Genomic DNA, 22038 nt, shown 5'->3' with positions numbered 1-22038 from the left:
AAAAGGATTCAAGCATGACTTGGGAAACCATTCAGCCATACTTGGGCATCGGTGAAGGCCAGATGCACTGGATTGTTAAGGTGTTTATCGTGGTCTTTATCACGCTTACCTTAAACTTCATTGTCGGCCGCTTGCTACTACGCATTGATGACAAGCTACAGCGCACCCGCACACCGTGGGACAATATGATCGTTGAGGCAGCCATCCCGCCATTGCGTTTGTTTATCTGGTTAATTGGCTTAAGCATCGCTGCGCAAATCTCTGAGAAACAGCTCGATGAAGAGTTCATTACCATCATTGCAAAAGTGCGTGAAATCGGTGTCATTGCCATCATTGCTTGGTTTCTATTACGCTGCGTCAAAGGCATTGAAGCGACTCTCATATCCGGTCGTGCCAGCAAAGCAGTGGATTACACCACCGCCAGCGCCATCAGCAAGCTACTGCGTGCAGCGGTAATTATTACCGCGGCGTTGGTGATTCTGCAAAACCTTGGCTACAGCATTTCTGGCGTCTTGGCCTTTGGTGGTATCGGTGGTATCGCGGTCGGTTTTGCCGCAAAAGACCTACTGGCCAACTTCTTTGGCGGTTTAATGGTGTATCTGGATCGCCCTTTCAAAGTGGGCGATTGGATTCGTTCGCCAGATAAAAATATTGAAGGTACGGTCGAGCACATTGGCTGGCGTCAAACTCGCATTCGCACCTTTGATATGCGCCCGCTATATGTACCAAATGCCACCTTCTCGACCATCTCGGTGGAAAACCCATCACGTATGTCTCACCGCCGTATCAATGAAAGCGTGGGCGTGCGCTACAATGACTTTGGTAAGTTGGCAACGATTCTGGACGATATTAAAGACATGGTCGGCAATCATCCAGAAATCGATAACAGCCAGATCTACATGGTCAACTTTAACCAGTTTGGTCCGTCATCACTGGACTTCTTTATTTACGCCTACACGCGCACCACGAGCTGGGCCAAATATCATGAAGTGAAACAAGATGTGTTGTTCCAAGCGATGCAGATCATCGAGCAACATGGCGCAGAAGTGGCCTTCCCTACCCGTACCCTGCATTTGTTCAACGAGCAACAGGATAGCGAGGAATTTATTGCCGACCAAAGCGCTGCAGCGGCCAAGCCTAAGCTATCGGCCCGACACTCACGCCAAAACGGCAATCAAAATCAGGCCGACACCTCGCAGGTTGGCGACGCGGAATCAAACTAACCATGATGTTTCCTTCGTCATAAAAAAGGGGCCTCAGTGAGGCCCCTTTTTGGTTAGTTTATCGCTTAGAAAGACGCGTTCACACTGGCCCAAACGGTACGACCCGGCTCATTAAACGCCGTATCCGCTGGGTAATCAAACGCCGAACTGCCCGCTTTATTGAGATGCTCACTGTAGGCACGATTAAATAGGTTATCGACCCCAGCACGCAGCGTCACCACGTCATTCATTCGGTACTTACCGTTGAGATCCAAGGTAGCAAAGCTCGCCGACTCAGCAAAATCGTAGCCCACCACATTGCCTTGATCGATGGCCACGCGGTCCTGCTTCGCCACCATGCGCAATACAGAGTTTAGCGTCCACGCTTGCTGCTCATAAGTTAAGCCAAACTTGGCTTCCAAAGGTGCAATCTGTGGCAAGGCTTCATCGCTGTCACGATTGTCGCCCCAAGCGTACGCCAACGAGCCATTAGCACTCCAGTTACCGCTCAACTGGTAACGCGCCCCCGCTTCAGCACCAGCAATGTAGCCATCCACATTACCCACTTGCGTCGCATTAGAATAATCAAACAGAATGTAATCATTCACCACGCCAGCGTAACCCGATAGCCACCAGCTCAGGTCTTGATGCTGGTAGTTAATCCCAGCATCAATTTGCGTGGTCTTCTCAGGCTGTACACCGGCAAAGGCATTCACAGCTCCCGATAAGCTGCCATTGCTTGGTTTGATTTCCCAGTAATCAGGGAAACGTTGCGCATAACCTAAGCCAATATAGGTGGTCGCCGGAAGGCTAGTCAGATCGCTTTCCAAGCGCACAAAACCACTCACTAGGTTATCCGAGCGCTCTTGCCCAGCAGTGGCAGTGTTCATCATTTCATCGGTGGCACTGACTCGGTCAAAGCGGATCCCCGATACCAGTTGTTGGGTGTCATTGATAAACCAAGTCAATTCAGAAAACGCACCGACCTGTTCACTGCTGTAATCCAGCATGGTCATCGCCATATTTAAGCCACGACGGTGCTCTTCTTCCTTGGCGTCTAAACCGACAATGATCGAGTAATCACTCCAATCCCATGTAGAGGCCACACGGCCACTGCGGGTACGACGATCTAACTCCATTGCCATAGGCATCATCGGTGGTTGACGCAGAGTAAAGTTGTCCATCACGTGATCGGCGTAACCGTAGTTAAGCTGTGCTTCGAGCTTAGACCAGTTGTCACTCAGGTTTTGCTTTTCAAACCGCAGTGCTGCCGTTTCACGTAGGAACTTGGTGCCGTCCATGGTGCGCCCCGCGTACTTGGACTCACCATCAGCACGGCTCACTTCTAACTCCAAAAGCGTATCTTGATCAGGTGTCCAGCCAATGGCGGTGGAAGTGTTCCATTTATCCCACTCGGATGGCACCAGATCACCATTGCCATCTTGGTAGTCATCGGCTTCAGAGGCATTGGCTTCTAAACGCCAGTAGCCCTGCTCGTTACCGACCGCGCCATTTAGGTAACGATCAAAACGTCCATTAGAGCCCACCAAAGCGCTGGCATCTAAGCGGTAATGCTTGTCACTGAAATCTTCACGGGCACGTTCAAAACGCACGGTCGCCGCAGATGCGCCCGGCCCCCAAAGCACCGTTTGCGGCCCTTTGACAATTTCCACTTCATCATAAGAGTACGGATTGATGTAGGCGCTAGGGTTATCCATACGGTTAGGACAGGCACCAGCCATTTGCGCGCCACTGGTTAATATCGCCAAGCGCGAACCGAACATACCTCGGAACGTCGGGTCACCATTGGTGCCACCATTGCCAATCGCGGCAAAGCCTGGGATTTGCGCCAAGACGGTGGCACCGTCCGTCGCCGATTGCAGCACAGGGGTTTCGTCTAAATTGACACGTGTTGTCACTGGCGCTGTGATTTCTGGCGCGCTCACCACAATGGCATTGGCCTGTAGCGCCTCTTGCGCCAGCACTTGGTTAGCAAACACCACGGCTAAGGTTAACGGTGCGATCGCCAGCAGTGGGCGACGAGCGATAAATTTAGGGCGTACAGTAGTCTCTGGACGTGCGTGTCCAGCATCAAAAAATTGCGTCATGATGACATCTCTAAATCAGTTAATGAAAAATAAAATAAACGGTTAACTGATCAGAGCAGGCGGGGCGCGGTTGGGGGCATGGGCAAACAAGGCCTGATTACGAAAGGCGCTGCGTACCGCTGCAACGGGACCTGTTTCCACAAGGCCACTGGCGGCCGTGAATTCAGGCGTGTAAACACTTAAGAAGGGAAAGTGTTGAACGAGAGAACAGTATTCACACTGCTCATACCAAGCATGTTCATGATCGGCACCGTGGTCATGTGGCATAGCGCTCATGGCCATGTCATCACCACAGACCCAATCGGCCATCGATGCTTGGTGCGATGCAGCGCTAATCTGTCCGACCAAGGGGCCAAACGTCAACAACAGCATGGCCAAAAGGCCGATGCGTGCCAGCGCGTTTGCTTGGGTTAGGAAGGTTTGCAACATCTACAGCATCATCGTTCTGGTTAAAACGGCTTGGATTCTAACCAAAAAAAATGGGCAGGTCATGCCGATAACGACACTTACCCACCCATTTATTAGACTTAACGCATAAACCTAGCAGCTAGATCACATCAATAGCTCAGCCAAATCATCGATCAGCACATCGGCTTCCAGCTCGGTTAAATCCACCCCATGGTTGTAACCATAGGTCACTAAGGCACATTTGAAGCCGGCGGCTTTGGCTGCACGGTAGTCAGCTAACGAATCACCTACCATGAGGCATTTCTCCGGTGCCGCCTTAATGTCTTCCATGCAGTGTAACAGGGGTACGGGGGATGGTTTTTTATCTTCCAAAGAGTCGCCGCCCAGCATCCAGCTAAAGTAAGTGGAAATACCAAAATGATCCAACAGCGGCTTAATAAACAAGCTTGGCTTATTGGTAATCAGCGCCACTGGGACTTTTTGGTATTTGAACGCTTTCAGGATGGACTCCACGTTAGCGTACAAAGTCGAACCTGTCGCGAGGTTATCAAAGTAGGCTTTGAGGAAGGTTTTATAGCCTTCTTCAAGACGCTCATCGGGAAGACTGGCCCACTCTAAAGCTTGTTGTACCAGTTTGGCTGAGCCATAACCGACCCAGCCACGGACACGCTCTTCCCCGGCAGGATTAGCGCCCATGGTGATCAGACTTTTATCCAAGGCTGCGGCAATGGAGGGCACGCTGTCTACCAGCGTACCATCCAGATCAAAACAAACCAGCTCAGGCCAACCTTCAAACAGTCGCTTTAAATGTTGCGGAGTTCTCATTACTTCACGCCAGCCAGCTCAGCACGCATTTGATCGATCACAGCTTTGTAGTCTGGCTTACCGAAGATAGCAGAGCCTGCCACGAAGGTATCAGCGCCCGCAGCGGCACATTCCGCGATATTTTTCTCGCTCACACCACCGTCTATTTCAAGACGGATGTCGTAGCCACTTTCATCAATCAAACGACGCGCTTCACGTAATTTATCCAGCGTTGCTGGGATAAACTTCTGGCCACCAAAGCCTGGGTTCACCGACATCAGTAGAATCATATCCACCTTGTCCATCACGTATTTCAGGTCATCCAGAGGTGTCGCTGGGTTAAACACCAGACCAGACTTACAGCCACCGTCACGAATCATCTGCAAAGAACGGTCGATGTGTTCACTGCCCTGTGGATGGAAAGTAATGTAGCTTGCGCCCGCTTCAATAAAGTCACCGATCAAACGATCCACCGGTTTCACCATCAAATGCACATCAATGTCGGCTGTCACGCCATGGTTACGCAGCGCCTTACACACCATAGGACCAATGGTTAGGTTCGGCACATAGTGGTTATCCATAACATCGAAGTGAACGATGTCGGCACCTGCAGCCAGCACGTTGTCGACTTCTTCGCCTAAACGAGCAAAGTCCGCAGCTAAAATAGACGGTGCAATAAGAAAATCTTTCATATTTGTCTCCGGCAGTGACAGAATGTTGTTTGCGCAATATTCTAACAAGGCCCGTTGCATAAGTATTGGATTCAATGAAGAAATTAACCCTGACCACATGGCTTTTGACGCTGTCGCTGAGCAGTGCTTGGGCAGAAGACGAGGACACGACAGCCGCCGATACGCCTGCCTCTAGCTCAAGCGTCGTGCAAGCGGATGTCGAGCGCGTTATGCCAACCCCACAGCAGACGCGCATTGCCGGATTGATTGACCGATTAAGCGGCAACTATGGCCATGAAATCGAAACCTTAAATGCCCAGGGCACGGACTTTTTAGGCTTATTTAGAGAATCCGAAAGCGGTGACCCTCAGGGCTGTTTAATCATGCTGCATGGTGATCATGGCCACCCAGATTGGCCACAGGTGATCTCCCCTATTCGCGAACAGCTGCCGGTGCACAGCTGGTGTACGCTGTCAGTGGAAGTACCAGACATTGGTGGTCGCGCAACGCCAGTGAGCATCAGCGCGAACGAAGACGATGGCGCAGCACCAGAAGAGAACCCAGCGCTACCTAACGAAGAAACAGTGTTTGCCCGCATTGATGCGGCGGTGCAGCTAATCCGTGACAAAGGCTACAGCCAAGTCGCGTATATGGGCTATCGCACAGGGGCGGCGTATGCGCTACGTTTTGCTGCGGAGCGCGGCACCAGCAATCAAGCTTTGATCTTGATTGAGCCACGAACCTTTGCCCCAGTGTCGGAATTCGACTTGGCGCAAAACATCGAACGTTTGCGTTTGCCGGTGCTGGACTATTACTTTAACCGCACCGCGCGCGACACTCGCTTTGCCCGTCAACGCCAAGCGGCGGCCAACAAGCGTACCAATCGTCAAGCGGCTTATACCCAGATCGATGCCCTGCCCGACGCCCGTTATGACCCATCAGGCAATAAACGCCTTGTACAGCGAGTATGGGGCTTTATGAAGCAGAACACTAACCAGCAAAGTCAGCGTAAAGAACTGCCAGAACTTGATAAGGAACTGTTCTACGACAGCCCAAATGATTGATCATCCTGCCGCGCAGGATGATCTTCGCAGGAGGCTATTTGCGGGATTTTTTAATCAGCTCGTAAGCCGATTGAATTTCTTGGGTGCGCTCTTTGGCCAGCTCAATCATTTCATCCGGTAAGCCCTGAGCGCTTAATTTGTCGGGGTGGTTTTGACTCATCAAGCGACGGTAAGCTTTTTTGATCTCGGCATCGCTCATGCTTTCATCTACTTCCAAGACATCGTAAGCGGCTTTCAACAGGTCTGGCGAGGATTTGCCCGAAGCCTGTTGTTGGTAACCTTGATGGAAGTGCGCCTGACGCTTCACCTGCTCATGCAGGCTATTGTACTCTGCCTGAGACATGCCCAGCTTGGCACAGATCTGGCTCATTAAGTTTTTTTCTTCCAATGAGAAGTAACCGTCAGCGTAGGCAGACAACAACAGCACCTCAACCAAGGAGCGGCGCATCATGCCACCACCTACCACGCTGTTAAAACGGTTCAGGGCAGCGTCAACATCGAAGTTTTCTGACTTACCTTGATTAAACAGCTCCTGCGCTTGTCGCTGCGCCTCCGGCGATAAACGCAAACGCTGCATGACCGCTTTCGCCAATTCAATTTCTTCTTGGGATACGCGACCATCAGACTTGGCCAAACGCCCCATCAGCTGAAATAAGGTTTGGAAAAATACCTGCTGCTGTTCGAACAAAGACGCGCCAGTACGACGGTAACCATTGCTGTTGCCTTTCGCTCGATCAATCAACATACCGATAAAAAAGCCACCGATCAGGCCGAAGAAGCCTGCGAACAGCATCCCGACGATTGCCCCTACCCATTTCCACATAAAGATATTTCTCCAGAATCGGTAGCCCCCTAGGGGGCGCATAGATTATTATTTGTCGTCAATATGGACCGACATGTGCCGCGCCTGTGTTCGCGCCAGCACGTAATTGAGATTTAGTATACTCCGCATGCCAAAGCATTTACGCTCTTACGCGCTATTATTTCAAAGTCTTTTCATCTTGCCTATGGCTCAGGCAAATGAGTGGGACTGGGTACCCAAGGAGTCGCTTAGCGAAACGCAGCAAGCAACCCTAAGCCAATACTGCCGTGGCGCTTACGTCGATAACTGGCAAGTAATGGAGGGTAACAATACCCACTTACTGGCCGATATGATCTATCGGGATGAACAAGGCACTCTATACATGGATGGCGCAGCAACCTTGCGTCAGCCACTTTCGCAGCTGGATGCCGACTCCATCAAAGGGGTGCCCGGTGAGTATTACCAGGCTCAAGGGGACGTGTCCTTGCGCGCCCAAGGGCAGCTGATTCGCAGTGACAATGCTTACATCAGCTCCAAAGATGGTAACCAAACCGCACAATTTGATCAGGCCAAGTTCCTCTCCCATAGCAGTCGCATTCGCGGTGAAGCGGGGGAAATCTCGCGTACACGGGACGGTCTGATCTTTATCAAAGAAGGTTTCTACACCACCTGTGAGCCGGGTGAAAACAGCTGGCAGTTATACGGCTCCAGCATTGAGTTGAACCCAGACAGTGGCTTTGGTACCGCCAAGCACGTGCAAATTCGTATTCACGATGTGCCAGTGTTCTACTTTCCCTGGTTACGTTTCCCGTTGGATACCCGTCGACAGTCCGGCTTTTTATTCCCAAGTTTTGGCATCAGTGCCAAGCGACTGACCCTGACTGCGCCCTACTATCTCAACCTAGCGCCTGAATACGATGCCACCATTACCCCGAATTTGGCGCTGCCGATCGCCGCGTCGGATGCTGAGGACAAAGACAAAATTGGTCAAGGGCTCGACATCGAGCTGCGCCACTTAAGCCGATACGGTGAAACCCGCTATGAACAATCGACCTTCTATGATGAAGGCGGTGACGAAGCCACACTGCGTAAGTTCACCACCGATCAGCATCTTACGGAAAGCTTTGCTGTGGGGGCTTACCTAGAAGATAACCCAACCGACAACCGTGTCCCGGAACTGAACAACACCAGCATTCAAGAAGAAGATAATTACGAACGTCGTGGTTACGCCCGTTATAACTTGGGTAACTTTAGCTCGAATGTACAGGTGCGCCGCTTCCAAACCCCAGATCCTCTGGAAGACAAACCGCTGGAGTGGTTACCACGCATCAATGCTTCCTATCGTTATGCAAACACTCAATACAGTTACCAACCGGATGTTGAGTTCACCGATTTCTACGAACCTGATAAGGAAGGTCAAGACGGCGAACGAGCGGTACTGAACCAAGATTTCAATGCCCGCTTTGGCAACGAATGGGGCGAAGTGACTGCCGGTATGCTGCATCAATACCGCGACTATCAGTTACACGATTACGATCTGAATCAAGATCGTCGTGCCAGCGTCAACCACTTGTCCTATTACTTAGACACCAGCGTAGTGTTCGAGCGTCGCTTCAACGGCAGCTGGCGCCAGACTCTTGAGCCGCAAGTCAGCTATCTGTATGCCCCGTACAAGGAACAATCGGACATCCCTGACTTTGATGCCAATGAAATGGAGATGACCTACGCGCAAGCCTTTTCCCATCGCCGCTTCAGTGGTAATGACCGTATCGGGGACAGTGAGCAAATCGCGCTAGGTTTAGAAAGCCGTATTTACGACGACAACAACGTCAATCGCTGGACCCTGCAAGGGGGTCAAGTTTTCTATCTAGACGATCGTAAAGTTGGCACCACAGGGCAAACCGGTGACGTAGTCGATGACAGTGCGCGCAGCGCCTTCCTGACTACAGCGTCTTATAACGGTGATGATTTCACCCTAGCAAACCACTTTAACTATGATTTTGATGAGAATCGTGTAGATCTTGCGCAAAGTGCCTTGAAATACACGCCAGACAGTGGTCTTGTCTTCAATCTTAGTTTCTCATATCTACACGATGACAATGAGGATGAGATGACCAAACAGTCGAGTTTTGGCACCATCATCCCCATTAATGACAATTGGCACTTCTTCCATCAGCAATCCTACGATTGGATTGACCGTGAGCAGACCGCTCAAGTGGAAGGATTTGGCTATGAAAACTGCTGTATAAAAACCTCCTTCAGTTACCAACGCTGGCGCGATGACGACGGACTGTTTGACGAAGGTGTTTTCGTACAATTTATTTTACGTAGTTTAAGTGGCGTGGGTCGAACCAACTCGGACATCGACACCATCGCAGACGACTACTGGAACCAAGGCAAGGTCGGATATTAATGATGTATAAGAAGTTTATTTGCTCACTGTTAGTGACTTCCGCTGTATGGACCGCTGCACCAGTCGCGGCAGAGCCGGTAAAAATCGACGGTTTGGCTGCGGTCGTGGATTCACGTCCGATTTTAGACAGTGACGTCCGCGCGCGCTTCCAAGTCGTTAAAGACCGTGTACCAGGTGGTGTTCTAACCTCAACTATCCAGCGTCAAATCGTCACTCAATTGGTCGAAGAAGCGCTACAGGTTAACTATGCCCGTAAGCAAGGCATTCGTGCCAGCACCCAAGAAGTGGACCAAGCCATTATGAGTGTGGCTGGTAACTTCAACACCGACTTAAATGGGTTAAAACAAATGTTGGCGGGCCAAGGCGTTGACTACAACACCTACCGACAGCAGATCGAAAATGAAATCTTGATCAGCAAAGCTCGTCAACAAGTGGCGCAATCGCGTATTTCCGTGACTGAGCAAGAAATTGACGACTACCTGCAGAGCCAGCAAGCCAATGGCCAAAACCAAGCGGAATTCCGTCTGCGCCATATCGTGGTGCGTGCTGCGGATGTCGCTGAAGCACGTAGCGAAATCGAGAGCATCGCCAGCCAGATTGGCTCAGAGCAAGACTTTATCAACCAAGCCATTGCCCATTCAGAAGGCCAGTTTGCCATTCAAGGTGGCGATCTAGGCTGGCGCAAAGCCAATGAGTTACCACGCTTGTTTACCCAAGCCATCAACGCACAAACTCAAGGTGCACTGGTCGGCCCCTTGCAAAGTAATGCGGGTTTCCACCTATTGTGGGTGGTTGAAAAGCGCTCTCAAGACGTGGCTCTGCAACAAGAAACTAAGGTCAGCCACTTGTTGTTGCGTCCTAACGAAATTCGTAGCGACGAACAAACTCAAGCCCTGGCACAGCAACTTTACAGCCGTCTACAAAACGGCGCAGACTTTACCAACCTAGCCCGCGAATACAGCGAAGACCAAGGCTCTACCCTACAAGGGGGCGACCTAGGTTGGGTCACACCTGGTACCATGGTGCCGGAGTTTGAAAACATCATGAACCAAACCGCTGTGGGTCAAATCAGTGAACCGTTCCGTTCTCAGTTCGGTTGGCATATTTTGGAAGTGGACGGTCGCCGTCAAAACGACATCAGCGATCAGGTGAAACGCCGTAACGCGGAACGTGCCATCATGGCGCAGAAACAAGACTTCGTGTTAGACAACTGGCTATCTGAGCTACGCGCCGATGCTTTCATCGACCGCAAAGGCCAATAAACTGTAGGAGACTATCGTGAGCCCACGCATTGCCATCACCTCTGGCGAACCGGCCGGCATTGGTCCCGACATCATTCTGTCTGCGCTGCAAGATGACTTTGCCGCGCAGCTAGTCGTCATAGGCGACCCAGAATTGTTCCGTCAACGGGCGGCGCAGTTAGGCTTAACGGTTGATGTCAAAGTCTGTAATAACTTGGCAGACCTTCAAGAGCATCAAGCAGGTCAGGTACAAGTACTGCCGACGGCGTTGGCTAACACGGTCACCTGTGGACAGTTAGACGTGGCAAATGCCCCGTATGTGTTAGAAACCCTACGCATCACTGGTCAAGGTTGCCTCGATGGCGACTTTGATGCGGTCGTAACACCACCGGTACACAAAGGCGTGCTATGTGAAACCGGCGCCCACTTCTCTGGCCATACGGAGTTTTTCCAAACGCTGTGCAACAGCCCGCAAGTGGTAATGATGTTGGCAAGCCAAGCCATGCGCGTGGCCTTGGTCACCACTCATCTACCACTCAAAGACATCCCTGCGGCGATCACACCAGACACCATCAAGACCGTTACCCGTGCCTTGCATCATGACCTTAAGACCCGTTTTGGTTGTGACGAGCCGCGAATTTTAGTGTGTGGGTTGAACCCTCACGCTGGCGAAGACGGTCACCTTGGCCGTGAAGAAATCGAGGTGATTAACCCAACCTTAGATGAGCTTCGCCAAGAAGGTATGAACTTAATCGGCCCCTTGCCAGCGGACACCCTGTTCCAGAATAAATATCTGCAGCAAGCGGACTGTGTCTTGGCCATGTATCACGATCAAGGGCTACCTGTGTTAAAGTATTCTGGATTTGGCAATGCGGTGAACATCACCCTTGGCCTACCGATCATCCGAACCTCCGTTGATCACGGAACGGCTCTCGACCTTGCGGGAACCGGACAAGCGAGTAATGGCAGCTTAAAAGTTGCCATTGAAAATGCCATTACCATGGCAACTAACGCCCAAAAAAGACATTAAATGAGCAAATCACATCCCCACAAAGCCCGTAAACGCTTTGGTCAAAACTTCCTCCACGATATGGGTATTATTCGCCGTATCGTTGCCTGTATCGCACCAAAAGAAGGTCAACGCATTGTTGAAATCGGTCCCGGTAAAGGCGCCCTAACGGAAGGCATTATCAGTGTCACTAAACGCATGGATGTGGTGGAGCTAGACCGCGACTTGATCCCAATCTTGCGCGTCAACCTATTCCGTTACCCTGACCTCACGGTACATGAAGCGGACGCAATGAAGTTCGACTTCGAAAGCCTCGCCAATGAAGGCAACATTCGTGTGGTCGGTAACCTGCCGTACAACATTTCAACGCCATTGATTTTCCACCTACTGAGCTTTGCTGAGAAGATCGATGACATGCACTTTATGTTGCAAAAAGAAGTGGTCGATCGCCTTGCTGCGCGTCCAGGGGACAACCTATACGGTCGCTTGAGCGTCATGGCACAGTACTACTGCCGTGTCGAATCACTGTTTATCGTCGGCCCAGAGTCGTTTGACCCTCCACCAAAAGTGGACTCGGCAATCGTACGCATGATGCCCCATAAAACACTACCGTTTGTCGCCAACGATCTGAAAATGCTGGAAGACATGGTCCGCATCGGCTTCCAGCAACGTCGTAAGACCCTACGTAACAACTACAAGGGCGTGCTAAACGACGAAGACTTTGCCGCGCTGGGTATTGATCCAAGTTTGCGACCAGAACGTTTAGACGTAGAAGACTTTGTTAACATCGCCAATCATGTGAGTAAAAAGGACTAAGCATGCAGCCAGAGCACGATATCGTGGTCACCGTCCGTACCGAGTATTTGGAAGCGCAATCCACGCCTGAAGAAGATCGTTATGTGTTTGCTTACCACATCACCATCACCAACTGTGGTACGGAATCTGCAAAGCTACTATCACGCCATTGGATCATCACCAATGGCAATGAAAAAGTACAGGAAGTAAAAGGCGCTGGTGTCATCGGCGAGTACCCGTATCTCGCCCCTGGGGAATCTTACGATTACACCAGTGGTACGGTACTCGAAACCGTAGTTGGCGTGATGCACGGCAGCTACCGCTTTTTAAGCGACGATGGCACTGAATTTGATGCCCCCATCGCACCCTTTACTTTAGCGGTGCCCAATCAAGTTCATTAAGGTTTTCTATGTCTACCTATGTTATTGGTGACTTACAGGGCTGTTTCACGCCACTGTTAAAATTACTCGAACACATTCAATACAACCCCGATGCCGATACCCTTTGGTTTGCCGGTGACCTGATTAACCGCGGTCCGGAATGCCTGCAAACCCTCCGCTTCGTCAGCTCGCTAGGCGATAAAGCGAAGGTGGTACTGGGTAATCACGATCTGCATTTATTAGCCGTCGCCCATGGCTTTGCCACGCTCAAGCGCAGTGACACGCTGATGAACATTCTACAAGCTAGTGACCGTGATGAGCTGATGGAGTGGTTACGCCAACAACCGCTGTGCCATTACGATCCTGACTTCAATGTCATCATGACCCATGCTGGTGTCCCACCATGCTGGGACCTTGAGCAAACCATTCGCTTGAGTGGCGAGGTCGAAACCGTATTGCGCTCGGAGCAGCTAGAGGAATTTCTTCAGGTCATGTATGGTAATAAGCCGGATACGTGGTCTGACGACCTACGCGGTATGGATCGCCTACGCGCGATCACCAACTATCTGACCCGTATGCGTTTTTGCAATGCTGATAGCAAGCTGGACCTAAAAACAAAAGAAGGTCCAAATACGGCCCGTCAAGGCTACGCTCCTTGGTTCTTACAACCAAGCAAATTGCCACAAGATACGCGAGTGGTGTTTGGCCACTGGGCAGCACTTGAAGGTATTACCAACATGACCAATATCCATGCACTGGACACGGGTTGTGTTTGGGGCGGCGCCCTGACCGCACTGAGATTGGACGACAACCAGCGCTTTAGCACCCCCTGTAACTTAGGCTGAGAGAACCATGAGCACCTATTCTTGTATTGATATTAGTGACGCCCTTCCCATTCTAGAAAACGACGCTGTGGTGGTGGATATCCGCGACGCGGTGAGCTTTGAATCGAGCCACATGAACGCAGCCATCAACTTGAACAACGACAATGTTCAAGCTTTTATCGCCAGCACCAACAAAAGCCTGCCAGTGATTGTCTGCTGTTACCACGGCAACAGCAGTAAAGGTGCAGCTGAGTTTTTAGCGGGCCAAGGCTTCGAGGAAGTGTACTCACTGAATGGCGGCTTTAGCCAATGGAGCGCCATGTACCCAGATCAGTGTGAGCAAGGCTAAATGCACCCCACACCTACGATATATCTAGTGGGCGGAGCGGTTCGTGATGAACTGCTCGGCCTGACAGTAAAAGATAAAGATTGGGTGGTCACAGGCACCACACCTGAGCAAATGTTGGCTCAGGGCTACCAACAAGTGGGCAAACAGTTCCCTGTTTTCCTACACCCCACGAGCAAAGAAGAATACGCACTGGCACGCAAGGAACGCAAACAAGGCACTGGCTACACGGGATTTGTCTGCGATTTCGCTCCCGACATCCGTTTGGAAGAAGACCTAGAGCGCCGCGATCTGACCATCAATGCCATCGCTAAGAGCGAAGACGGCCAACTAATTGATCCGTTTAACGGCCAGCAAGATTTGCAAGATCGTGTCTTAAGACACGTCTCTGATGCGTTTATCGAAGACCCTCTACGCGTCTTGCGAGTAGCACGTTTTATGGCGCGTTTCGCCAAATTTGGCTTCCATATTGCCCCAGAAACCAAAGCGTTAATGGCGACTATCGCCGACTCCGGTGAACTCGACAGCCTTACGCCAGAACGTGTGTGGCGTGAAACCGAAAACGCTCTACAGAGCCCAACCGCTCATGTGTACTTCGATGTGTTACAAGAAGTGGGCGCACTGTCCCATCTGTTCCCAAATTTAGAATACCGTGCGCAAGTGTTCGCAGACCACTGGGACAAACATGCGCGCTGGAGCTTGGTCACAGCGGATACCCCGATTGTGGCACTGACTGAGCTGAACGCCCGCTTGCGTACCCCTAATCAATTTTGCTGGTTTAGCGAGCAAAGCCGCTCCTTTTTGGAAAGCAATACTTTGCCACTGCCCGCCACGGTTTGGGAAAACTGGTTAACCAGCGTTGCTGCGATCAAAAAGCCACAGCCGTTTGAAAAGCTGGTGACGATCTTGGCACATTTGAGCGCAACAGATGTGAAGCATTGGTTAGCACTGCGGGCTGGCATTGCCAAGATTAATGCGCAAGCGTTGATGAAGCAGGGATTTAGTGGTGCGGAATTAGGACAAGCCTTGAAACAAGCGCGAATTGAAGCCCTAGAAGGGCTTAACAATCCGCTGCTGTTGCAAGCGTAGCTTAGGCGCTACGACGAATCTTCACACCCACCGCGCGGGCCGATGGTACCGCGCCAGGCTTGCGCAGCGTCATGGTAATGGTGGTCAGGCCAAAGCGATCGATCAATAGCGCACACAGACGCTCAGCCAAGGTTTCGATCAATTCAAACTGATGTTCCTTACAAAAACCTTTGATGGCATTGGAAATAGCTTCGTAATCCAAGGTTTTATGGATATCGTCATTGGCTGCAGGCACACGGTTGTCATGTTCCATTTCAATATCGAACACCAACTCCTGCCAAATCACCTTTTCCCATTCGTACACACCAATCACAGCTTTGGTGTGCAAACCTTCAATAAACACGATGTCTTGCATGATTAAACTTCCTCGTTGATGTCTGGTAGCTCTGCCAAGGGCCAGCGGGCACGAATCGACAGGTTAAGCGGTGAATGCTGACCGGCCAGCAAGCGCTGCGCACCAGCGTAAGCAATCATGGCCCCATTATCGGTACAAAACTCTGGGCGCGCATAGAAGACACCTGCACCGATTTTCGCCAATTGGGTCTCTAATTGGCTTTGCAAACGCTTGTTGGCACTCACACCACCAGCGATAATCAGCTGTGTCAGGCCTTCTTGCTCCAATGCACGACGACATTTGATCACCAAGGTATCGACAATGGCTTGCTCAAACGCCAAGGCAATGTCCGCTTGGAACTGATCATTAAAGGCATCGCGATCCAAAGCATCGTGTACCGCCGTTAAAAAGGCGGTTTTTAGACCACTAAAACTAAAATCTAGGCCTGGACGATCGGTCATTGGTCGGGGGAATTTAATGCCTGCATCAGGGTTACCGGTTTGCGCCAGCTTAGCGATGTAAGGACCACCTGGGTAAGGCAAGCCAATCATCTTCGCCGCTTTATCAAAGGCTTCGCCCGCGGCATCGTCCAAAGACTGACCTAGCAGTTTATACTGACCGATCGAATCGACACGCACCAATTGCGTATGACCGCCCGATACCAGCAAGGCAATAAAGGGCATTTTCGGCTGTTTTTCTTCCAGCATAGGCGCCAATAGGTGGCCTTCCATATGGTGGACACCCAAGGCTGGAATGCCCAACGAGTACGCCATCGAGCGACCGATAGTAGCCCCCGCCATCAATGCCCCCACTAAACCTGGGCCTGAGGTGTAAGCCACTGCGTCCAAATCTGCTTTGTTCAGCTTGGCCTCGGCCAACACTTCATCAATCAAAGGTAAGGTTTTGCGCACGTGATCGCGCGATGCTAATTCTGGCACCACACCACCGTATTCGGCATGCTGTGCAATCTGAGTATAAATCTTGTGTGTCAGCAGACCTTTATCTGTATCGTAAATGGCGATACCGGTCTCGTCACAAGAGGTCTCTAAGCCTAAAACTTTCATGGTATTCCTACGCTCTTCGCTAATGCGGGGCATTGTACCTCAAACTGTTTTGACAACGTAGGCTCTATTCACATCCAGCGCCATGGAAGTTAGTTGACAAAGCATTAGACAGTAGCGATCAGTTCCTATACAATGCCGCCCGATTTAATCGTTTAATTAAAAGGCAGGTGATTTGTTTCCGTCCCGTCCCCTATAAGACTCTACAATTAGAGCAAGGGATAACTAAGTCAGGGGCACCCAAAGAAAAATTTGTACAACATTTGGGTACACACAGTGATAGCCGCACATAACGGCTCGTACCAATTTATTTTATGTTGAAAAATCGGTATGATTCGCGCCGTTTTGTGTATACAAACGACTAAATTATTTATAGGTAAATAGATATGCCATCAGTTAAAGTTAAAGATAACGAACCATTTGACATTGCACTACGTCGCTTCAAGCGTTCTTGCGAAAAAGCAGGTATCCTAGCTGAAGTTCGTCGCCGTGAGTGCTACGAAAAACCAACGACTCTACGTAAGCGCGCAGCAGCTGCAGCCGTTAAGCGTCACGCTAAGAAAGTATCTCGCGAACAGAAGAAATTCCAACGCCTGTACTAAGCAATTGTTGATTGCTTAATTTTAAGCAATACCGATTGCAGTAGAGTTGAAAAGCTTTACGATAAGAAATCGGCTAGTTATGCAACTAGCCGATTTTTTTTGTTTCAATAACACGATTGCCCATTCCTGAGGAAGACAACCATGTCAGAATTGAAAAAACTTATTTCCGATACCCTTAAAACTGCTATGCGCGCCAAAGAAAAAGAGCGTGTCACCATCATTCGTTCGATCCAAGCTGAGATCAAGCGTGTAGAAGTTGACGAACGCATCGAAGTGGAAGATGACCGTGTATTGGCGATTCTGGATAAGATGGTTAAGCAGCGTAAAGACTCCTTCCAACAATTCACTGACGGTGGCCGCGAAGACCTAGCCGAAGTCGAAAAGAAAGAAATGGAAGTGATCGCTGAATTCCTACCACAGCAACTTACCGAAGAAGAAATCACTGATATCGTTAAGGCTGCGATCGCAGAAACAGGTGCCACGGGCATGCAGCAAATGGGTGCTGTGATGGCCATTGTTAAGCCGCAAGTGCAAGGCCGTGGCGATATGTCAGTGGTTAGTAAGCAAGTCAAAGCACTACTAGGCTAAGACACGACGATGGCGGGACGCATTCCAGATCAATTTATTGATGAGCTTTTGGCCGGCACCGACATCACCGATGTCGTGGCGTCTCGCATCACCTTAAAAAAGACCGGTCAGAACTACTCCGCTCTGTGTCCGTTTCATAACGAAAAATCCCCTTCTTTTAGCCTCAACCCCAACAAACAGTTTTACTACTGCTTTGGCTGTGGTGCCGGTGGTAATGCCATTTCCTTCGTCATGGAGCACGACCATTTAGATTTCGTGGAAGCCATCGAAACACTGGCCAAAGATGCTGGTATGGAAGTACCGCGTGAGCAAGGTGTGCCGGATCGTTATGAACAAAACAGCGAACTTCTCAAACGTCTGAGTGAGTGCGCCACCTATTTCCAAGAGCAGTTAACCCAAAGCCCCCATAAAGACAAAGCACGCCACTACCTAGCCAATGATCGCGGCCTCACCGGCCAAATCGCTAAGGTGTATGGCTTAGGCTTTGCCCCACCTGGCTGGGATAATCTGCTGAAAAAACTCGGACCTCGCGCTGAGCAGCAAGAGCAGCTGCTGCAAGGCGGCATGCTGATCGAGAAAAAAGAACAAGCGGGGCATTACTACGACCGTTTCCGCGATCGCATCATGTTCCCGATTCGCGACACCCGTGGTCGTGTGATCGCCTTTGGTGGGCGGGCGTTTGGCGATGAAAAGCCAAAATACCTGAACTCACCAGAAACCCCAGTTTTCCATAAAAACTTAGAACTGTACGGCCTTTACGAAGCCAAACAAAACACGCCGACACTGGATCACCTAATTGTGGTCGAAGGCTATATGGACGTGATTGTGTTGGCGCAATACGGTATCACCAATGCAGTGGCCACCCTAGGTACCTCGGTCAACAGTCAGCACTTTAAAAAGCTGTTTAAACTGGTCGACAAGGTCACCCTGTGTTTTGATGGCGACAAGGCCGGTCGTGCCGCGGCCATTCGTGGTTTGGAAGCCACCCTCCCTGTCATTCAAAATGGCAAGCAGGTACGCTTCTTATTCTTGCCGGAAGGGGAAGACCCCGATTCCTTGGTACGCAAAGAAGGCGCGGACGGTTTTTTAAACCTATTAGACGACTCCTCGTCACTGGCCCATGTGCTGTTTGAGCACGCCCGCTCCTTGGTAACGCTGGCCGACGAAGAAGGCGAAGCTCAGTTTACCCAGAATGCCATGGCATTGATCCAAAGCATTCCCGTAGAAGCCACGTTACGCTCACTGCTGATCAAGCAGCTGTCCGAACAATCAGGCTTAAGCTCCGAAACACTTAGCGCAAGCGCCCCAGTCGCCCGTCACTACGACCATTCCCAGTCACACAGCCATGCCCCACAAAGCCCTGATCAACCGCATTACGATGATTACGGTTATGATCAGATGGACGATGGCTATGCGCCCCATGATTACGAAGATGCAGGCTACGCCCCCTATCCCGACGAAGCCCACTCCCCTTCTCCATCAGGAAAATCGGGCTTTGGCCAAAAAGGGTCATTTAAGGGCAAAAAAGATCAGGGCAAATGGCAAGGTAAGGGCAAAGGCAAAGGCAAATGGCAAAACCATGAGCGCGAGCAATTTACACCCTTATCGCAGCAACCCAAGCTTGGCCGCGTCGCGCATGCCACGTTATGCTTATTAATGCACCCTGCGATCGCACAAGAAGTTGATGTGCCGGACCCATTACTGTCCGGTGATACCCCTGAACGCCAGGCGTTTAGCCGTGTCTGGCGCTACTTCGTCAAGCATCCCAACAACAATGCCGGACACTTGTTGTACCAGGAACGTAACCAAGAGCTGCTGCACACCATTTATGAGTTGCTCAATCATCCAGATGCCACCACCAAACAGAAGCTTGGTAATGCAAAACAGGAAGTTCTGGACTTAGTTGCCGTTCAATCTGATGCTTTAGGATTAAATTCTAGCATTCAGCGCTTGAAAAACAGCGGCAATGACGCCATTAACAATCCTCAGACACAGCAGGAGCTGCGTGCGTTAATGGAACAGTTGCGTAAGAAGAAGTCATAATAGCTGACTAATTATTACCCAATGAAAACGAGAAAATCTGGATAAAATCCAAGGTTTTTGTTATAATACGCGGCTTGCAAATCTCCCAAACGAATTTCTAAACGAAGGTTGTCGAATGCCAGACACTCAACAGTCACGTCTTAAAGAGCTGATCGCCAAAGGTAAAGAACAAGGTTACTTAACTTTTGCGGAAGTTAATGACCATCTACCTGATGACCTTTCTGATCCAGAGCAGGTTGAAGAAATCATTGCCATGATTAACGACATGGGCATCGTGGTTTCTGAATACGCGCCTGATAAAGAAAGCCTTCTAATGGAAGAAGGCGATTCAACCGATGACGATGCAGCCGAAGAAGCTGCTGCAGCCCTAGCGGCTGTAGAAGGTGATGTGACCCGCACCACCGACCCTGTACGTATGTACATGCGTGAAATGGGTACCGTAGAACTACTGACTCGTGCCGGCGAGATCGCGATTGCGAAGCGTATCGAAGAAGGTACACGAGAAGTGATGGCGGCATTGTCCTACTACCCTGGCGCCGTAGAAGTACTACTAGATACCTACAACCGCACCCTAGAAGAAGAAGGTCGCCTAAGCGATATCTTCAGCGGTTTTATCGATGGTGACGGTGAAGAGCCTGTTTTTGAAGAGCTTCTAGAAGAAGTTGTCGAAGAAACAGACGAAGAAGCCGCAGAAGACAACTCTGATTCAGACGAAGAAGACGGCGACTCTGACGACAGCGATGACAATGAAACTGAAAGCGGTCCAGATCCAGAAGAGACTGCGCTTCGTTTTGGTGAGATTCGTCGCGCCCATCGCGAGCTAGCTGTATTGCTTGAGCAACACGGTCGTCGACACCCTGACGTGGCCGCGAAGCAAGAAGAGCTAAGCATCATGTTTGCGCCAATCAAGCTTTCACCAAAGATTTTTGATGAGCTAATTGAGCGCATCCGTTCACGCATGGACAAACTGCGTGAGCAGGAACGTCTAATCATGCAACTATGTGTACGTAAAGCCAACATGCCACGTACTGAGTTCTTGAAGCTGTTCCCGAATAATGAAACCAACCCAAATTGGATTCAAGAGCGCATTGATTCTGGCGTAAGCTACGCTAAAGGCTTACAAGACAACGAAGCAGAATTTATGCGTTGCCAACGTAAACTACGTGGCATTGAAAAAGACACTGGCTTGTCAGTCGCTGAGCTAAAAGAGATCAACCGTCGTATTTCCATTGGTGAAACGCGTGCGCGCCGTGCCAAGAAAGAAATGGTGGAAGCCAACCTACGTCTGGTTATCTCGATCGCTAAGAAATACACCAACCGTGGTCTACAGTTCTTGGACTTGATCCAAGAAGGTAACATCGGTCTGATGAAAGCCGTCGACAAGTTCGAATACCGTCGTGGTTACAAGTTCTCGACCTATGCCACTTGGTGGATTCGTCAGGCGATCACGCGTTCGATTGCCGACCAAGCACGTACCATTCGTATCCCTGTGCACATGATTGAAACGATCAACAAGTTGAACCGTATCTCTCGTCAAATGCTGCAGGAAATGGGTCGTGAAGCGACACCAGAAGAATTGGCAGTGCGTATGGACATGCCAGAAGACAAGATCCGTAAGGTACTTAAGATCGCCAAAGAACCGATCTCTATGGAAACCCCTATCGGTGACGACGAAGATTCGCACCTAGGTGATTTCATCGAGGACGATGGTGCAGTATCACCAAGTGATACCGCTACGATCGAAGGCTTAAAAGAATCCACAACAATGGTTCTTTCTGGTCTAACTGCTCGTGAAGCCAAAGTACTGCGTATGCGTTTTGGTATCGATATGAACACTGACCACACGCTTGAAGAAGTCGGTAAGCAGTTCGACGTCACCCGTGAGCGTATTCGTCAGATCGAGGCGAAAGCGTTGCGTAAATTACGCCACCCAAGCCGCTCTGAGCACCTACGTAGCTTCCTAGACGAATAATCATCATCGTCTCATACAAGATTCAAAAAGCCCTTTCTGGTGCACACTAGAAAGGGCTTTTTTGTTTTTAATTCGCTTATTGTAAGCCGTGTATTATTTTTGTATTCGCTCTTCCCTGCCGTCGCATTTTTGTCATACACTGAAAATATGCTCAAGGTAATACAGAGTTTGCTAGTCCTTATGTTAGTGAATGCAGTTAACGACAAGGCGCAAAAAGAACACCTCCATCCACATGGGAAGCGTGATACTTAATGACTCAGAGACCTCAGCCCTACTTCCCAC

General features: G+C 50.3%; 21 protein-coding genes. 14 read left to right on the top strand and 7 right to left on the bottom strand.

Going from position 1 to position 22038, the window contains the following annotated elements; all coding sequences use genetic code 11:
• Nucleotides 1-14: 14 nt before the first annotated feature.
• The gene (locus MAQ5080_RS13280; protein ID WP_082861106.1) at nucleotides 15-1223 is read left to right on the top strand and encodes a mechanosensitive ion channel family protein; all 1209 of its coding nucleotides are present in this window, start codon (nucleotides 15-17) and stop codon (nucleotides 1221-1223) included.
• 65 nt (nucleotides 1224-1288) lie between these two features.
• Here the strand turns inward: MAQ5080_RS13280 and MAQ5080_RS13275 are convergent, their stop codons facing one another.
• The 4 genes from MAQ5080_RS13275 to rpe form a co-directional block, all read right to left on the bottom strand.
• Nucleotides 1289-3310, bottom strand: coding sequence for a TonB-dependent copper receptor (locus MAQ5080_RS13275; RefSeq protein ID WP_067211022.1), 2022 nt, complete (start codon nucleotides 3308-3310; stop codon nucleotides 1289-1291).
• Nucleotides 3311-3352: 42 nt separating this feature from the next.
• Nucleotides 3353-3739, bottom strand: a complete 387-nt coding sequence (locus MAQ5080_RS13270; protein WP_067211020.1) for a DUF2946 domain-containing protein — start codon at nucleotides 3737-3739, stop codon at nucleotides 3353-3355.
• A 123-nt stretch (nucleotides 3740-3862) separates the two neighbouring features.
• Entirely contained in the window at nucleotides 3863-4543 is a 681-nt protein-coding gene (locus tag MAQ5080_RS13265; protein ID WP_067211017.1) for a phosphoglycolate phosphatase, read from the bottom strand.
• The gene (gene rpe / locus MAQ5080_RS13260) at nucleotides 4543-5214 is read right to left on the bottom strand and encodes a ribulose-phosphate 3-epimerase (RefSeq protein ID WP_067211014.1); all 672 of its coding nucleotides are present in this window, start codon (nucleotides 5212-5214) and stop codon (nucleotides 4543-4545) included. The genes MAQ5080_RS13265 and rpe overlap by 1 nt, the downstream gene beginning before the upstream one ends.
• Nucleotides 5215-5288: 74 nt before the next feature.
• Between rpe and MAQ5080_RS13255 the strand changes: the two genes are divergently transcribed.
• On the top strand, nucleotides 5289-6257 hold the full coding sequence (locus MAQ5080_RS13255; RefSeq protein WP_067211011.1) for a DUF3530 family protein: 969 nt from the start codon (nucleotides 5289-5291) through the stop codon (nucleotides 6255-6257).
• 34 nt (nucleotides 6258-6291) lie between these two features.
• Here MAQ5080_RS13255 and djlA read toward each other — a convergent pair whose 3' ends face one another.
• The gene (gene djlA, locus MAQ5080_RS13250; protein ID WP_067211007.1) at nucleotides 6292-7080 is read right to left on the bottom strand and encodes a co-chaperone DjlA; all 789 of its coding nucleotides are present in this window, start codon (nucleotides 7078-7080) and stop codon (nucleotides 6292-6294) included.
• 127 nt (nucleotides 7081-7207) lie between these two features.
• On the opposite strand from djlA, the gene MAQ5080_RS13245 reads away from it, so the two are divergent.
• From MAQ5080_RS13245 to MAQ5080_RS17680, 8 genes are read left to right on the top strand one after another with little or no spacing between them, the layout of a single operon-like run.
• On the top strand, nucleotides 7208-9472 hold the full coding sequence (locus tag MAQ5080_RS13245) for an LPS-assembly protein LptD (RefSeq protein WP_067211004.1): 2265 nt from the start codon (nucleotides 7208-7210) through the stop codon (nucleotides 9470-9472).
• Nucleotides 9472-10734, top strand: coding sequence for a peptidylprolyl isomerase (locus MAQ5080_RS13240; protein ID WP_067211001.1), 1263 nt, complete (start codon nucleotides 9472-9474; stop codon nucleotides 10732-10734). The genes MAQ5080_RS13245 and MAQ5080_RS13240 overlap by 1 nt, the downstream gene beginning before the upstream one ends.
• 16 nt (nucleotides 10735-10750) lie before the next feature.
• A complete protein-coding gene (gene pdxA / locus MAQ5080_RS13235) occupies nucleotides 10751-11743 on the top strand; it encodes a 4-hydroxythreonine-4-phosphate dehydrogenase PdxA (protein WP_067210998.1) in 993 nt (330 codons plus the stop codon).
• Nucleotides 11744-12538, top strand: coding sequence for a 16S rRNA (adenine(1518)-N(6)/adenine(1519)-N(6))-dimethyltransferase RsmA (gene rsmA, locus MAQ5080_RS13230; RefSeq protein ID WP_067210995.1), 795 nt, complete (start codon nucleotides 11744-11746; stop codon nucleotides 12536-12538).
• 2 nt (nucleotides 12539-12540) lie between these two features.
• A complete protein-coding gene (apaG, locus tag MAQ5080_RS13225; protein WP_067210993.1) occupies nucleotides 12541-12918 on the top strand; it encodes a Co2+/Mg2+ efflux facilitator ApaG/CorD in 378 nt (125 codons plus the stop codon).
• A gap of 8 nt (nucleotides 12919-12926) precedes the next feature.
• On the top strand, nucleotides 12927-13742 hold the full coding sequence (locus MAQ5080_RS13220; protein WP_067210990.1) for a symmetrical bis(5'-nucleosyl)-tetraphosphatase: 816 nt from the start codon (nucleotides 12927-12929) through the stop codon (nucleotides 13740-13742).
• A gap of 7 nt (nucleotides 13743-13749) precedes the next feature.
• On the top strand, nucleotides 13750-14070 hold the full coding sequence (glpE, locus tag MAQ5080_RS13215) for a thiosulfate sulfurtransferase GlpE (RefSeq protein WP_067210987.1): 321 nt from the start codon (nucleotides 13750-13752) through the stop codon (nucleotides 14068-14070).
• The gene (locus tag MAQ5080_RS17680) at nucleotides 14071-15156 is read left to right on the top strand and encodes a tRNA nucleotidyltransferase/poly(A) polymerase-related protein (protein WP_067210983.1); all 1086 of its coding nucleotides are present in this window, start codon (nucleotides 14071-14073) and stop codon (nucleotides 15154-15156) included. It begins immediately after the preceding gene.
• Nucleotide 15157: 1 nt separating this feature from the next.
• On the opposite strand, the gene folB is transcribed toward MAQ5080_RS17680, so the two are convergent.
• Nucleotides 15158-15511 carry a dihydroneopterin aldolase gene (gene folB / locus MAQ5080_RS13205; RefSeq protein WP_067210980.1) on the bottom strand — a complete coding sequence of 118 codons (354 nt, stop codon included), beginning with the start codon at nucleotides 15509-15511 and terminating at the stop codon, nucleotides 15158-15160.
• Nucleotides 15512-15513: 2 nt separating this feature from the next.
• Nucleotides 15514-16554, bottom strand: a complete 1041-nt coding sequence (tsaD, locus tag MAQ5080_RS13200) for a tRNA (adenosine(37)-N6)-threonylcarbamoyltransferase complex transferase subunit TsaD (RefSeq protein ID WP_067210977.1) — start codon at nucleotides 16552-16554, stop codon at nucleotides 15514-15516.
• Between the two features lie 383 nt (nucleotides 16555-16937).
• On the opposite strand from tsaD, the gene rpsU reads away from it, so the two are divergent.
• The 4 genes from rpsU (at nucleotide 16938) to rpoD (ending at nucleotide 21756) form a co-directional block, all read left to right on the top strand.
• Entirely contained in the window at nucleotides 16938-17153 is a 216-nt protein-coding gene (gene rpsU / locus MAQ5080_RS13195) for a 30S ribosomal protein S21 (protein WP_067210974.1), read from the top strand.
• A gap of 141 nt (nucleotides 17154-17294) precedes the next feature.
• Nucleotides 17295-17741: a GatB/YqeY domain-containing protein gene (locus MAQ5080_RS13190; RefSeq protein WP_067210971.1), complete on the top strand. Its 447-nt coding sequence runs from the start codon at nucleotides 17295-17297 to the stop codon at nucleotides 17739-17741.
• Between the two features lie 9 nt (nucleotides 17742-17750).
• Entirely contained in the window at nucleotides 17751-19784 is a 2034-nt protein-coding gene (gene dnaG, locus MAQ5080_RS13185) for a DNA primase (RefSeq protein ID WP_067210969.1), read from the top strand.
• Nucleotides 19785-19899: 115 nt separating this feature from the next.
• Complete coding sequence (rpoD, locus tag MAQ5080_RS13180) at nucleotides 19900-21756, top strand: RNA polymerase sigma factor RpoD (protein WP_067210966.1); 1857 nt, start codon at nucleotides 19900-19902, stop codon at nucleotides 21754-21756.
• Nucleotides 21757-22038: the final 282 nt, after the last annotated feature.

The sequence above is a fragment of the Marinomonas aquimarina genome (genome assembly GCF_900089755.1).
Taxonomy (GTDB): Bacteria; Pseudomonadota; Gammaproteobacteria; order Pseudomonadales; family Marinomonadaceae; genus Marinomonas; species Marinomonas aquimarina.
Note: the sequence above shows the minus strand (reverse complement) of the source record. Positions and strands in the feature narration are given on the sequence as shown.

What these genes read in the sequence shown, in the direction of transcription:
- MAQ5080_RS13280 (WP_082861106.1), top strand. Translation starts at nt 15, where the DNA reads ATGACTTGGGAAACCATTCAGCCATACTTGGGCATCGGTGAAGGCCAG.
- MAQ5080_RS13275 (WP_067211022.1), bottom strand. Translation starts at nt 3,310, where the DNA reads ATGACGCAATTTTTTGATGCTGGACACGCACGTCCAGAGACTACTGTA.
- MAQ5080_RS13270 (WP_067211020.1), bottom strand. Translation starts at nt 3,739, where the DNA reads ATGTTGCAAACCTTCCTAACCCAAGCAAACGCGCTGGCACGCATCGGC.
- MAQ5080_RS13265 (WP_067211017.1), bottom strand. Translation starts at nt 4,543, where the DNA reads ATGAGAACTCCGCAACATTTAAAGCGACTGTTTGAAGGTTGGCCTGAG.
- rpe (WP_067211014.1), bottom strand. Translation starts at nt 5,214, where the DNA reads ATGAAAGATTTTCTTATTGCACCGTCTATTTTAGCTGCGGACTTTGCT.
- MAQ5080_RS13255 (WP_067211011.1), top strand. Translation starts at nt 5,289, where the DNA reads ATGAAGAAATTAACCCTGACCACATGGCTTTTGACGCTGTCGCTGAGC.
- djlA (WP_067211007.1), bottom strand. Translation starts at nt 7,080, where the DNA reads ATGTGGAAATGGGTAGGGGCAATCGTCGGGATGCTGTTCGCAGGCTTC.
- MAQ5080_RS13245 (WP_067211004.1), top strand. Translation starts at nt 7,208, where the DNA reads ATGCCAAAGCATTTACGCTCTTACGCGCTATTATTTCAAAGTCTTTTC.
- MAQ5080_RS13240 (WP_067211001.1), top strand. Translation starts at nt 9,472, where the DNA reads ATGATGTATAAGAAGTTTATTTGCTCACTGTTAGTGACTTCCGCTGTA.
- rsmA (WP_067210995.1), top strand. Translation starts at nt 11,744, where the DNA reads ATGAGCAAATCACATCCCCACAAAGCCCGTAAACGCTTTGGTCAAAAC.
- apaG (WP_067210993.1), top strand. Translation starts at nt 12,541, where the DNA reads ATGCAGCCAGAGCACGATATCGTGGTCACCGTCCGTACCGAGTATTTG.
- MAQ5080_RS13220 (WP_067210990.1), top strand. Translation starts at nt 12,927, where the DNA reads ATGTCTACCTATGTTATTGGTGACTTACAGGGCTGTTTCACGCCACTG.
- glpE (WP_067210987.1), top strand. Translation starts at nt 13,750, where the DNA reads ATGAGCACCTATTCTTGTATTGATATTAGTGACGCCCTTCCCATTCTA.
- MAQ5080_RS17680 (WP_067210983.1), top strand. Translation starts at nt 14,071, where the DNA reads ATGCACCCCACACCTACGATATATCTAGTGGGCGGAGCGGTTCGTGAT.
- folB (WP_067210980.1), bottom strand. Translation starts at nt 15,511, where the DNA reads ATGCAAGACATCGTGTTTATTGAAGGTTTGCACACCAAAGCTGTGATT.
- tsaD (WP_067210977.1), bottom strand. Translation starts at nt 16,554, where the DNA reads ATGAAAGTTTTAGGCTTAGAGACCTCTTGTGACGAGACCGGTATCGCC.
- rpsU (WP_067210974.1), top strand. Translation starts at nt 16,938, where the DNA reads ATGCCATCAGTTAAAGTTAAAGATAACGAACCATTTGACATTGCACTA.
- MAQ5080_RS13190 (WP_067210971.1), top strand. Translation starts at nt 17,295, where the DNA reads ATGTCAGAATTGAAAAAACTTATTTCCGATACCCTTAAAACTGCTATG.
- dnaG (WP_067210969.1), top strand. Translation starts at nt 17,751, where the DNA reads ATGGCGGGACGCATTCCAGATCAATTTATTGATGAGCTTTTGGCCGGC.
- rpoD (WP_067210966.1), top strand. Translation starts at nt 19,900, where the DNA reads ATGCCAGACACTCAACAGTCACGTCTTAAAGAGCTGATCGCCAAAGGT.